At 75.9% G+C, this 12,702-nt stretch carries 9 protein-coding genes; 2 read left to right on the forward strand and 7 right to left on the reverse strand.

Going from position 1 to position 12,702, the window contains the following annotated elements; genetic code table 11:
* Positions 1-2: 2 nt before the first annotated feature.
* The 5 genes from efeO to mfd form a co-directional block, all read right to left on the reverse strand.
* A complete protein-coding gene (gene efeO / locus PH190_RS00550; protein WP_274229553.1) occupies positions 3-1,145 on the reverse strand; it encodes an iron uptake system protein EfeO in 1,143 nt (380 codons plus the stop codon).
* Positions 1,146-1,202: 57 nt separating this feature from the next.
* Positions 1,203-2,048, reverse strand: coding sequence for an iron uptake transporter permease EfeU (gene efeU, locus PH190_RS00555; RefSeq protein WP_274229554.1), 846 nt, complete (start codon positions 2,046-2,048; stop codon positions 1,203-1,205).
* A gap of 135 nt (positions 2,049-2,183) precedes the next feature.
* Positions 2,184-3,074, reverse strand: a complete 891-nt coding sequence (locus PH190_RS00560) for a nucleoside triphosphate pyrophosphohydrolase (protein ID WP_274229555.1) — start codon at positions 3,072-3,074, stop codon at positions 2,184-2,186.
* Positions 3,071-4,075, reverse strand: coding sequence for a hypothetical protein (locus PH190_RS00565; RefSeq protein WP_274229556.1), 1,005 nt, complete (start codon positions 4,073-4,075; stop codon positions 3,071-3,073). The genes PH190_RS00560 and PH190_RS00565 overlap by 4 nt, the downstream gene beginning before the upstream one ends.
* A gap of 155 nt (positions 4,076-4,230) precedes the next feature.
* Positions 4,231-7,917 carry a transcription-repair coupling factor gene (mfd, locus tag PH190_RS00570; RefSeq protein ID WP_420791558.1) on the reverse strand — a complete coding sequence of 1,229 codons (3,687 nt, stop codon included), beginning with the start codon at positions 7,915-7,917 and terminating at the stop codon, positions 4,231-4,233.
* Positions 7,918-8,432: 515 nt separating this feature from the next.
* Between mfd and PH190_RS00575 the strand changes: the two genes are divergently transcribed.
* A complete protein-coding gene (locus PH190_RS00575; protein ID WP_274229558.1) occupies positions 8,433-9,692 on the forward strand; it encodes a PQQ-dependent sugar dehydrogenase in 1,260 nt (419 codons plus the stop codon).
* A 275-nt stretch (positions 9,693-9,967) separates the two neighbouring features.
* Positions 9,968-11,008, forward strand: coding sequence for an endonuclease/exonuclease/phosphatase family protein (locus PH190_RS00580; protein ID WP_274229559.1), 1,041 nt, complete (start codon positions 9,968-9,970; stop codon positions 11,006-11,008).
* A 6-nt stretch (positions 11,009-11,014) separates the two neighbouring features.
* On the opposite strand, the gene PH190_RS00585 is transcribed toward PH190_RS00580, so the two are convergent.
* Both PH190_RS00585 and PH190_RS00590 read right to left on the reverse strand, forming a co-directional pair.
* Positions 11,015-11,545 (reverse strand): hypothetical protein, encoded by a 531-nt coding sequence (locus tag PH190_RS00585; protein WP_274229560.1) that lies wholly within the window; start codon positions 11,543-11,545, stop codon positions 11,015-11,017.
* A gap of 293 nt (positions 11,546-11,838) precedes the next feature.
* Complete coding sequence (locus tag PH190_RS00590; protein ID WP_274229561.1) at positions 11,839-12,675, reverse strand: RDD family protein; 837 nt, start codon at positions 12,673-12,675, stop codon at positions 11,839-11,841.
* Positions 12,676-12,702 lie beyond the last annotated feature (27 nt).

Raw genomic sequence — 12,702 nt, forward strand, 5'->3', positions numbered from 1 at the left:
CGTCACGCCGAGATCACCGCCGCGACCTGGCTGACCGGCTCGCCGAGGGCGTCGATGGCCTGCGTCATGCGCTGCTTGTCCTGCTCGGTGAGCGCCGTGTAGAGGACGAACCCGTCGCCCTGGCGGTAGCCCTCGAGCAGCACGTCGACGTCGCGGAAGCGCTGGTCGAGCACCGGGCCCAGGGCCGGGTCGCGCTGGTCGAGCACCGGGCGCAGCGCCGCGACCGCGGCCTGGGAGCCGTCGACGTTGGCGCGGAAGTCCCAGAGGTCGGTGTGCGAGTAGCGGTCCTCCTCGCCGGTGATCTTGCCGGTGGCGACCTCGTCGAGCAGCTCCTTCGCCCCGTTGGCCAGCTGCAGCGGGGTCAGCTCGATGCCGGCGGTGCGGGCCTGGAGCTCGCGGATGTCGGCCATGAGGCGGTCGGCCATGGCGTTCGAGTCGGGCTGCAGGCCGGTGACCCACAGGTCGCGCTCGAGGCGGTGGTAGCCGGTGAACTCGACCCCGGGCTCGCCGTCGTCGCGGCCGTCGATGCGCGGGTCGAGGTCGCCGAACGACTCGGCCACCGGCTCGATGCGCTCCCAGTAGGTGCGCGCGACCGGGAAGAGCTGCTTGGCGCCCTCGACGTCGCCGCGCTTGACCGCGTCGACGAACTCCTGCGTGCGGGTCACCAGGGCCTCGACCTGCGACGTCGTGTAGCGCTTGTAGCCCGACACCGCGCCGGCGAGCAGGGCGTCGCCCTCGGCGGAGCCCGGGACGTTGCCGGTGACGGTGAACGGCCCGCGGATGCCGTCGCCGACCATGCCCGGCTTGCACGCCGTCGTGTACTGGCCGCCCTGGGGCACCTCGACGATGAGCTGGCGCGTCAGGCCCGGGCCGATGTTCTCGACCTCGCCGAGGATCCGGTCACCGGTGCCCAGCAGGTAGAACTCGGTGACCTTGGTGCCGGTGTTCTGCACCGAGAACGACACGTTGCCGGCCGGCGCCTGGGTGACCGAGACCTCGCAGGCCGTGTCGGACGCCCGGACCTGCACCGGGCCGCCACCCGCGGCGCCTCCCGGCGGCGGAGCGGTGCTCGTGCACGCCGACAGCGCGCTCAGGGCGACGACGGCCAGCGCCGCGGTGGTGGCGGCGAGGGACCTGCGGGACATCGTTCTCCTCCGGGCGCGCATCGCTGCGCTGGTCGAGCGGGTCGGGGTCGTGGGGGGTCAGGCGCCGCGGTCGGCCGGGGCGGGGGACGCGGCCGGGGCGGGGGTCGCGCGGCGGGGGCGGACGAAGAGCGTCAGCACGATCGCCACGTAGAGCACCCACACCACCGCCTCGAGCACGGTGGTCTGCGGGGAGAAGTTGAAGACGCCCTTGAGCAGCACGCCGTACCAGGAGTCGGCCGGGATCGCGGCGCTGACGTCGAAGGCGAGGGTGTAGAGGCCGGGCAGGATGCCGGCCTCCTGCAGGTCGTGGACGCCGTAGGCGAGGATGCCGGCCGCGACGAAGATCAGCAGCACCCCGGTGACGGTGAAGAACTTCCCCAGGTTCAGCCGCACCGCGCCGCGGTAGACCAGGTACGCGAGCACGACCGCGGCCGCGATGCCGAGGAGGAAGCCGACCAGCGGGCCCGTGGTCTCCCCCGCCGCCTGCACGGCCGCGAAGAAGAACACCGCGGTCTCGAGGCCCTCGCGACCGACGGCCAGCGCGGCCATGACGACGACCGCGATCGAGCCCATCGCGATCGCCTTCTCCAGGCCGCCCTCGAGCTCGGCCGCGATGGTCCGGCCGACGCGGCGCATCCAGAAGATCATCCAGGTGACGAAGCCGACCGCGACGATCGACAGCGAGCCGCCGAGCGCCTCCTGGGCCTCGAACGTCAGCGCCTGCTGGGACAGCGTCAGGGCGAGGGTGACGCCGACGCTCACGGCGATCGCCAGGCCGACACCGAGCCAGACCTTCGGCAGCTCCCGCCGACGGTCGGTCCGGACGAGGAACGCCACCAGGATGCTGACGACGAGGGAGGCCTCGAGGCCCTCGCGCAGCCCGATCAGCGCGTTCCCCAGCATGGCGTCCTCTCACCTCGAGTTCAGGTGATGCTCACCTGCTGTGAGGTGAGGCTAGCCTGGCTCGACCGGACGACGGAAGACGGGCCGGACGCGATCACACAAGGTGACCGAATTGTCCGTTTCCCGACGGAGACCTCACGCCGGCCAGAACCGGCGCCACCCCTGCTCGTCGAGGGCGGTGGGGTCCTCGCCCGCCGCGCGTGCCGCACCCTCGGCCCCCCGCACCCGGCGCGCGAGCTCGCCCGCGGCCGCGCGCAGATCGCCCTCGGGGTCGCCGTGCGCCGCGGCGACCGCGTACAGCGGGTCGGGCGACGCGCCGGCCAGCAGGTCGTCCGGGACCCCGGCCCGCCGCGCCCGCGAGAGGTACTTGGCGACGAGCGCCGCCGCCGGCTGGGCCCGCGCGACGCCCTCGAGCGCCGACGCGCGCCGCTTCTCGACGGCCTTGAGCTCCTCCCAGCGCACCTGCTGCTCCGCGGCGCCGGTGATCGTCTCGCCAGCGCCGAAGACGTGTGGGTGGCGGCTCACGAGCTTGCCGACGAGCTCGGCGGCCACCTCGTCGATCCCGAACGGGTCGGCGCGGTCCTCCTGCGCGATCCGCGCGTGGAAGAGCACCTGGAGCAGGACGTCGCCGAGCTCCTCGCGCACCGCGACGCGGTCGTCGTCGGCGACGGCGTCGTAGAGCTCGTAGGTCTCCTCGACGAGGTAGCGCAGCAGCGACGCCGGGGTCTGCGCGGCGTCCCAGGGGCAGCCGCCGGGCGAGCGCAGGCGGTCCATGATCCGCACGGCCTCGAGGAGCTCGGCGCCCGGCGGGCCGTGCCCACCGGGAACGAGCTCGACGACGGCACCGTCGCTCTCGGGGGCCTCGGGGCCGACCGCGCCGAGGTCGCGGGCGAAGGCGGCGGCGACGCCGGCGGGGAGGTCGGGGTGCAGGCGGACCTGATCGGCCGCGGCGACCGCGCGCACCGCCGCGGCGGGCAGGACGGCGCCGAGCCGGGGGTCGACGGTGACGGTCTCCCGCGCGCTCACGGTGCCGGGCTGCGGACCGGGGTCACGACGCCGACCGATCCCTCGTCCTGCACGACGTCGAGCTGCGTGGGGTCCCAGGCGCCGTAGCGCGGGCTGACCGTGACGCCGAGCTCGAGCGCGAGCGGCTGGAGCTGGCGCAGGCCGAAGCCGAACATCGTGTCGTCGTCGACCGCCGAGGCCGGGGTGACGCCCGGGGGCGGCGGGGTGCCCGGCGCGGCGAGGGTGCGCTCGCGGACGTGGACCACCGACCACGGGCCCTGCGACGGGTCCTGGCCGCCGGCCTGCGAGGACGACGAGCGGCCCGGCGTGATCGTCACCGTGCCCGCGGGCAGGCCGAAGAGCAGCGACGACGCCGACGACTGCAGGCCCGTGCCCTGGTCCTGGCCCGGGCGCACGGTCAGTCCCGCCGGCGGCGTGCCCCCGACGGCGCCGAAGAGCTGCGGGGCGCGCGCCGGGTCGGCCGCAACGGCGCCGGCCAGGGCCTCGGCGGTCGCGCGGTCCGGGGCGGTGGCGTAGTCGAGGGTGACCTGGAGCCGGTCGAACACGGTCCGGCCGATGTCGCTCGCGGCGATCTGGTCGGCGACGAGCCCCCGGATCGTCGCCGGGTCGAACCCGCTGCCCCGCGCCGCGGCCTCGGCCCCGCCCGCGCGCGCCAGGGCCGCGTCCACCCGCTGCGGGGTGACGACGATGCCGTCGCGGCGCGACTGCTCGGCGATGAGCTCGTGGAGCACCCGCACCGTGACGAGGCGGCGCGACTCCTGCGCGAGCAGCTGCGGCGGGATCGGCGCGCCCGGCGCGATGCCCTGCGCCGCGCCCTGCTGGTCGACCGCGACCCGCAGGTCCGGCGCGGCCGTCCGCAGGCCGCTCTGGATCTCGCTGATCGGGATCACGGTGTCGCCGACGATCGCCGCCGCCTGGGTGCGGTCCGGGCCCGTCCCGCACCCGGCGAGGACGACCAGACCCACGACGACCGACGCGACCAGGGATGACAGGCGACGCACGGGCGTCACCTTCTCACCCGGGCGGTGGCGTCATCCCGGCCGCCCCGTCCTGCACCCGCCCCGGCCGCGGTCACGTGGTGATCACCAGGCGGAAAGGCACCGCGCGCGTGCCTCCCGAGGTGCGTTTCGGCCTGGTGATCACCCGACGCCGGGCGTCAGGTCGCCGCGGCCGGCGCGGGCTCCGGGAAGAGCTGGCCGAACAGCTGCTCGCACCACGCCAGGAGGGCGAGGTCGCGCAGCGGGGCGGCGCCCATGCGCACCGGACCTCGTGATCCTGATGGGCCGTCGGAGCCCTCGACGGGCCGGGGCAGCGAGAGCGTCCGCGAGGCCGCCTTGTACTGCGCGCGCGGGTGCAGGCGGCGCAGCCGCATCTGCATCGACTCGGGCAGCTCCACCGGCGCGAACCGGATCATGTTGCCCTGGCCCGCGACCTCGGTGATCCCGTGGCGCCGGCACGCCTGCCGGAACGCGGCGACCGCGAGCAGGTTGCCGACCGGCGTCGGCGGCTCGCCGTAGCGGTCGACGAGCTCCTCGCGCACCGCGTCGAGGGCGGCGGCGTCCGCGGCCTCGGCGATCTTGCGGTAGACGTCGAGGCGCAGGCGCTCGGTGTCGACGTAGTTGTGGGGCACGTGGGCGTCGATCGGGAGGTCGACGCGCACCTCGGCCAGCGGCTCCTCGCCGCCGTCGGCGCCCGCATGCGCCTTGAACGCCTCGACGGCCTCGCCGACCAGGCGCACGTAGAGGTCGAAGCCCACGCCCGCGATGTGTCCCGACTGCTCGGCGCCGAGGATGTTGCCCGCGCCCCGGATCTCGAGGTCCTTCATGGCCACCGCGGTGCCCGCGCCCAGCTCGGAGTGCTGGGCGACGGTGGCGAGGCGGTCGTGCGCGGTCTCGGTGAGCGGCTGGTCGGCCGGGTAGAGGAAGTAGGCGTAGCCCCGCTCGCGCCCGCGCCCGACGCGCCCGCGCAGCTGGTGGAGCTGCGAGAGCCCGAGGGTGTCGGCGCGCTCGACGACCAGGGTGTTGGCGTTGGAGATGTCCAGGCCGTTCTCGACGATCGTCGTGCACACCAGCACGTCGTGCTCGCGCTCCCAGAACTCGTTGACCGTGCGCTCGAGGCGCTCCTCGGCCATCTGCCCGTGCGCGGTGGCGATGCGCGCCTCGGGCACGAGCCGGCGCAGGCGCGCGGCGGCGTCGTCGATCGAGTTCACGCGGTTGTGGATGTAGAAGACCTGGCCGTCGCGCAGCAGCTCGCGCCGGATCGCCGCGGCGACCTGCTTCTCCTCGTAGGCGCCGACGTAGGTCAGCGTCGGGTGCCGCTCCTCGGGCGGGGTGAGGATCGTCGACATCTCGCGGATGCCGGCGAGGCTCATCTCCAGGGTGCGCGGGATCGGCGTCGCCGACATCGACAGCATGTCGACATGGGCGCGCAGCCCGGTGATGTGCTCCTTGTGCTCGACGCCGAAGCGCTGCTCCTCGTCGATGATCACCAGGCCGAGGTCCTTCCACGCCACCCCGGTCTGCAGCAGCCGGTGGGTGCCGACGACGACGTCGACGCTCCCGTCGGCGAGGCCGCGGATCGTCGCGTCGGCCTCCTTGGGCGCGGTGAACCGCGAGAGCCCCTTCACCGTGATCGGGAAGTTGCGCATGCGGTCGGTGAACGTCTGGAGGTGCTGCTGGGCGAGCAGCGTCGTCGGCACGAGCACCGCGACCTGCTTGCCGTCCTGCACCGCCTTGAACGCGGCGCGCACCGCGATCTCGGTCTTGCCGTAGCCGACGTCGCCGGAGATGACGCGGTCCATCGGGACCGGCTTCTCCATGTCGGCCTTGACGTCGTCGATCGCCGAGGCCTGGTCGGGCGTCTCGGTGAACGGGAACGCGTCCTCCATCTCCCGCTGCCACGGGGTGTCGGCCGCGAACGCGTGCCCGGGCGCCGACTGGCGCGCCGCGTAGAGCTGCACCAGCGAGGCCGCGATGTCCCGGACCGCCTTGCGCGCCTTCGACTTGGTCTTCGACCAGTCCGAGCCGCCGAGCTTGTTCAGCGTCGGCAGCTCGCCGCCGACGTAGCGGCTGACCTGGTCGAGCTGGTCGGTCGGCACGAACAGCCGGTCCGACGCCTGGCCGCGCTTCGACGACGCGTACTCGAGCACCAGGTACTCGCGCGTGGTGCGCGCCGGGCCGGTGCCCGTGGTGCGCTGGGTCATCTCGACGAACTTGCCGATGCCGTGCTGGGCGTGGACGACGTAATCGCCGGGCTGCAGCGTCAGCGGGTCGACGGCGTTGCGCCGCTTGACCGGAGCCCGCTTGACCGCGCCCTCGGTGCCCGGGCGGGTGCCGGTGAGGTCGGCCTCGGTGATGATCACCAGACCCGGACCGGCCCCCGTGCCGCCGGCGGTGACGCCGTCGCCCAGCGTGCCGCGGGTGATGGTGACGACGCCCGCCTCGGGCGCCGCGGCCAGGCCCTCGGCCGCGAGCTGGACCGGCACCTCGTGCTCGCGCAGCTGCTCGGCCGCGCGCTGGGCGGTGCCCGCCGCGGGCACGACGAGCACGCCGGTGCCACCGGAGGCGGCCAGGGCGCGCAGGTCGGCGGCGGCGCGCGGCACGTCGCCGCGGTAGGCCTCGACCCCGGTGAACCCGGGGCGCAGCACGCGGGCCCCGTCGCGGGTGTGGGAGTCGTCCTCGACGTCGGGGTCGGTGGCGAGCGAGGACAGCGTCCACCACGGGCGCCCGGCCTTGGCCGCGACGGCGCGGACGTCGCCGAGGTCGCGGTAGGCCGAGGCGCCCAGGTCGATCGGCGCGCGCCCGTCGGTGCCGTCGGCCGCGGCCAGCCACGACGCCTCGAGGAACTCCTGACCGGTGCGCACGAGGTCGGCGGCGCGGGTGAGCACGCGCTCGGGGTGGCAGAGCAGCACGTGCCCGTTCGCGGGCAGCAGCTCGGGCAGCAGGGCGAGCTCGGGCGTGTCCCCACCGTCCTCACCCCCAGCGCCGAGCAGCGCCGGGATCAGCGACTCCATGCCCTCGGACGGGATGCCCTCGGCGACGCGGCTGAGCAGCTCGGCGAGCGCCTTGTCCTTCGTGTGCTCGGCGGCGAGCTCGGCGGCGCGGGCGCGCACGGCCTCGGTGAGCAGCAGCTCGCGGCACGGCGGGGCGACGACCTCGGCGGGCCGGGCGTCGGGACCCTCCCCGGGCAGGGATCGCTGGTCGGCGACGGAGAAGCAGCGCAGCTCCGAGACCTCGTCGCCCCAGAACTCGACGCGCACCGGGGCGGCGGCCGTCGGCGGGAACAGGTCGACGATGCCGCCGCGCACCGCGAACTCGCCGCGCTTCTCCACCATCTCGACGCGCGCGTAGGCGAGGTCGACCAGGCGGGCGGTGAGGTCCTCGAGCTCGTACTCGGTGCCCTCGACCAGGCGCACGGGCGCGAGGTCGCCGAGCCCGGGCACGACGGGCTGGATGAGGCTGCGGGTCGCGGCGACGACCACGCGCAGCGGCACGTCCGGGGTGTCCTCGGCCTCGGGGTGGGCCAGGCGGCGGAAGACGGTGACGCGCCGGCCGACGGTGTCCGCCCGCGGGGACAGGCGCTCGTGGGGCAGCGTCTCCCAGCTCGGCAGGTACGCGACGGCGTCCGGGCCCAGCAGCTCGCCGACCGCGCCCGCGAGCTCCTCGGCCTCCCGCTCGGTCGCCGTGACGACGAGCAGGGGCACGTCGGCCCCGCCCGCGGCCTCGGGGGACGCCAGCGCGCCGGCCAGGAACGGCCGCAGGCCCGTCGGGCCCTCGACGGCCACGTCACGACCCGCGGCGGCCACGACCTCGCGCAGGCCGGGGTCGGCCAGCACGGCGGGCAGGAGGGGAGCGAGCGGTGCGGACTCGGGCGACGTGGAGATCTCGGGCGGGGCAGCGAGCGACGCAGCGGGCGACAACGCGGGGGGACCCTTCGACGGACCGTCGGGCGCGACCGGGCTCTCGGGCGCGCCGGGGGATGTCCTCCAGCGTACGTGCGCACCCCGACACCGGTGGCGCGGCTCCGGTGCGCCCGGTCTCCCGCGGCCGCGGCGGCCGTGATCGACGTACCGAGACGGACGTCCGGTGTCGGCATCCCGGTGAGCAGCCGACAGGGGGACTTCGCTGACACGGGGAGCGGGGGCGCCGGTGGGACCGCCACCGGCACCCCCCGGCCCCGTCGCGACCGTGCGTGCCCCCCGGTCAACCGCACGGGCTCCTCGGCGCCGCGTGAAAAAGTACCGTGCGGTTCGTTCAGCGACAACAGCAGGTGGGCCGCCGGATCTCCGGGGGCCTCGGGGGCCGTTCGGGGGCAGGGCCCCACGCCGGCCGGACGCGGCGGGCGGCATCATGATTCCCCGTGACCCCGAGCCGATCACGACCGGCGCGCGCCCTGCTGGCCCTCTCGGCGCTGCTGGCCCTGGCCCTCACCGCGTGCGGCGAGGCCACCGAACAGACCTCCGCCGCTCCCCGGCAGGGCGGAGGCGCGGGGGCCGCCCCGGCGCCGACGACCACGGCGCCGACCGGCACCGCCCTGCGCGTGGAGACCGTCGCCGGCGACCTCGCGAACCCCTGGGACGTCGCGTTCGTCGGCGGCGACCGCATGCTCGTCACGCAGCGGGACGGGTCGTTGTCGCTGGTCACGGGCCTGGGAGCCGGCGCGCGGGTCACACCCGTCACCGCCGACCTCCAGGACGTGTACGCCCGTGGCGAGGGCGGTCTCATGGGCATCGCCGCGGCGCCGGACGTCGCCACCTCCGGCACGTTCGTCACCTGCCAGACCCACCAGGAGGGTGGCCGCCCGGTCGACGTCCGCGTCGTGTCCTGGCGCCTGTCGCCCGACGGCACGCGCGCCGAGAAGGTGCGCGACCCCCTCGTCGGCGGCCTGCCGATCAACCCGTCGGGCCGGCACTCCGGCTGCCGCCCGACCTACGCCCCCGACGGCGCGCTGCTCGTCGGCACCGGTGACACCGCCCGCGCCACCATCCCCCAGGACCGCAACTCCCTGGGCGGGAAGGTGCTGCGCGTCGACCCGCAGACCGGCGGACCGGCCCCGGGCAACCCCTTCGCCACCTCGGGCAGCGCCTCCGAGCGGCTGATCTCGGGGTACGGGCACCGCAACGTGCAGGCCGTCGCCGTCCAGCCCGGCACCGGCCGCGCCTGGAGCGCCGAGCACGGCCCCGACATCGACGACGAGGTCAACGTCGTCGTCCCGGGCGCGAACTACGGGTGGGACCCGGCGCGGGGCGGCGAGTCGCCCGGCGGGTACGACGAGGACGTGCCGATGACCGACCTCGACCGCTATCCCGACGCGGTCCCCGCCGCCTGGAGCTCCGGCGACCCGACCGAGGCCATCAGCGGCGCGGCGTTCCTCGACGGGCCGGCGTGGGGCGACATGGCCGGGATGCTCGCGGTGTCGGCGCAGCGGGGCGAGAAGCTCCTCCTCATGCGGCCCGGACAGGGTGCCGACGAGGGCCGGATCGTCGAGGTCACCGCCCCGGCCGAGCTCGACGGCGAGTTCGGCCGGCTGCGCGGGTCGCGGCTCGGCCCCGACGGGGCGCTCTACCTCACCAGCGACAACGGGTCGGACGACGTCATCCTCCGCGTGACCCGCGGGTGACCGGACCTCCTCCCGACCGGCCCGGGCCCGGCGGGTACCGCCCCGGTCCCCCGGCGGGAGGACCCGGAGGGGCGCGCCCGCCCCACCGTCCCGGGACGCCGCCGGGCCCGGGCGGGTGGCAGCCCGGCCCGCCGCGGCCGTCGGGACCCCCGACGCGTCACCTGCCGCCCTCCGGCGAGCGGGGGGCCGACCGCGCCGCGTCCCGCCCGACGACGGCGATGCCCCGGGCCGGTGCCGCGGACGGCGGGACCGGTGGAGCCGGTGGACGCGGTGGAGTGAGGCGGTCGCCGGGCCGCGGGTCAGGCGCGGTCCTCGGCGCCGCGCGCCGGCGCTTCGGGGCGCCGGGACCGGCGGCGATCGGGGCCGCGGTGGTCCTCGGGCTCCCGGCCGCCGTGGTGATGTTCTCCGACCTGCTCGGCATCGACCACCGCACGCCGTTCGTCCAGACGATCGCCTTCCGGCCCCAGCTCGCGACGGCGACGGTGGTGTTCGCGGTGCTCGTGGCCGTCGTGGCGCGGCGGGCGTGGCCCACGGCGCTCGCGCTCGGGCTGGTCGGCGTGCTCGGGCTCGCGATGGTGCTGCCGCGCGCCGTGGGCTCCGGGGCGACGGGCGCCACCGGCGGCCCCGAGCTGACCGTGCTCACCGCGAGCACCTACCTCAGCCGCGCGGACCCCGACGCGCTCGCGGGCCTCATCGCCGCCCGCACGCCCGACGTCGTCGTGCTCCCCGAGGCGCGCGGCGAGCTGCGGGCGAGCCTCCAGGAGGCGCTGGTCGACGAGTCCGGCGGAGAGGAGGGGACGAGCGGTTACCGCGTCTTCGCCGCCGACGCGGACCGCGACGACAGCCCGATGACGGTCTTCGTGCGCCGCGAGCTGGGCCGCCCGACGGTGACGCCGAACCGCGACACCGAGTTCCCCTCGCTGATCGTCGAGCTCGCCGACGTCGACGGCCGCCCGGTGCGCGTCGTCGCGACGCACCCGCAGTCACCCCGGCCGGGCGAGACGGGCGACTGGCGACGCGACGTCGCGGCCCTCGCGCGCTGGTGCACCGGCGACCGCCCGACCGTCGTCGCGGGTGACCTCAACGCGACCCTCGACCACGCCGAGCTCCGCGAGGCCATCGAGGGCTGCACCGACGCCGCGAGCGACGTCGGCGCGGGCCTCATGGGCACCTGGCCGTCGGCGGCGCCGCGGCTGCTCGGGGTCCAGATCGACCACGTGCTGGTCTCGGGCGGCCCGACCGCCCGGGAGGTCGACATCGTCGACGTCCCGGGCAGCGACCACCGGGGGATCCTCGCCCGCGTCGGCCTGGGCTGAGCCCGCTCAGTTGCGGCGGAAGCCCGGTCGCGGGGCCGGTACGGCGCCCGTGACGGCGCCGGGGAGCGTGCGGGCGGCGGCGAGCCGGGCGGGGTCGACGCGGCGCTGGGCCGGCATGCCGGGAGCGTGCTGGTCCTCGAGACCGCGACGCCACGCCTCGTCGAGCGCGGCGCGGGCGCCGTCCCGCACCGTGTGCAGCATGTCGTGCATCGACACCCCCAGGGTGCGCGGCACGAGCGGCGAGTCGGCCAGCCGCACCAGGGGCTCCAGGCGCACGACCGCGTCCTGCAGGATCGCCGCCGCGGCGACCGGGCCGTCCGGCGGCTGCGCGACGATGCGGTCGCCCAGCGCGGTCTGCCACTGGCGCACGCGCTCGGCGAACGCGGCGGACAGCCGCTCGAGCAGGCGGGCCTCCACGTAGGAGCCGAAGCCGCCGCGGACGGGGCCGAGCCCCGCGGTCGACGGGTCCTCGCCCCGCCGGAAGGCCTCCAGCCAACTGACCCAGGCGGCGTATCCGCCGCGGGGCGGGGCGCTCATCGTCGTCGCCCGTTCGACAGGGGTGCTGTCGTTCTCACGTTCGAACCCTTCACCACGCGCCGAGATCTCCGGCCGTGTGCTCGTCCCGGTGGGCGCCGCGTTGCACCCGGATACGGCCCGGAAGTCGCTCGGCGGTCGAGCGGTGTTTCGCCGTGCGGCCAGATCCCGTCATGTTCGCCCGAGCAGAGCAATGGCGCCGCTCGACGGTGTGACGTGACCGTCGCGACCGGGCTGCGCACCCGCCCCGCTGTCCGCGGAGCGCACCCGGTGCGTGCCCGGATCGTCGCGCTCCGTCACGCCCGGACGACCAGGGTCCGCGCGGCCATGTCGCCCACGCGCTGGTGCCGCGCGGCGGTCGACATGACGATGAGCCCGACGACGCCGGCGAACAGGCCGTCGACGACGAAGAGGAGCCAGCGCACCGCGCACTGCCCGAGGGTCGGGACGCCGCCGTCCTCCTCGCGGACGATGCGGATGTTCAGCCACCCCATCGCCGGCGTCTGGCCCTGGTGGGTGGAGGGCCAGTAGACGAACACGGCGAACCCGCCGCCGAGGCCCAGCAGCAGGGCGAGGACGTAGCCGATCCCGATGACGGTGAACGCCGTCGACGGGTCCGTCGTGGCGCCCGCGATGCCGATGACCACGAACAGGACGACGAACGTCGGGACCGCCGTCAGCAGCGCGTCGAGGATGTACTGCCCGACGCGGGAGCCGACGACCTCGGTGGGGTCGCCGCCGGGCGCCCCGTACACGGGCGGCCCGGGCTGCTGGCCGTAGACGGGCAGGCCGTACCCGGGCTGCTGGCCGTAGCCCTCCTGGCCGTACCCCTGCTGGCCGTACCCCTGCTGGCCGTACCCGGGCTGCCCGTAGCCCTCCTGGCCGTACCCCTGCTGGCCGTACGGGGCGGGCTGCTGCCCGTAGCCGGGGTCGGGCTGCGCGAACGACTGGCCGGGTGCGCCGTACGCGGGCTGGCCGTACCCCGGCTGCTGCCCGTGGCCGCCCTGGCCGCCCTGCTGCCCGCCCCACGGCTCGGCGCCACCGGCCGCCGGGTCACCGCCGGACGGGCCGTACTGCCCTCCGGGAGGGGCTCCGAAACCCGACTGCTGGTGGTACTCGCCGGGGTTGCTCACGCTCTGTTCTCCCGAAGTCGTCGACGA

The sequence above is a fragment of the Actinomycetospora straminea genome (assembly GCF_028737255.1).
Taxonomy (GTDB): Bacteria; Actinomycetota; Actinomycetes; order Mycobacteriales; family Pseudonocardiaceae; genus Actinomycetospora; species Actinomycetospora straminea.

Coding starts and splice junctions, on each gene's coding strand:
- PH190_RS00585 (WP_274229560.1), bottom strand. CDS start 11,545: ATGAGCGCCCCGCCCCGCGGCGGATACGCCGCCTGGGTCAGTTGGCTG.
- efeO (WP_274229553.1), bottom strand. CDS start 1,145: ATGTCCCGCAGGTCCCTCGCCGCCACCACCGCGGCGCTGGCCGTCGTC.
- efeU (WP_274229554.1), bottom strand. CDS start 2,048: ATGCTGGGGAACGCGCTGATCGGGCTGCGCGAGGGCCTCGAGGCCTCC.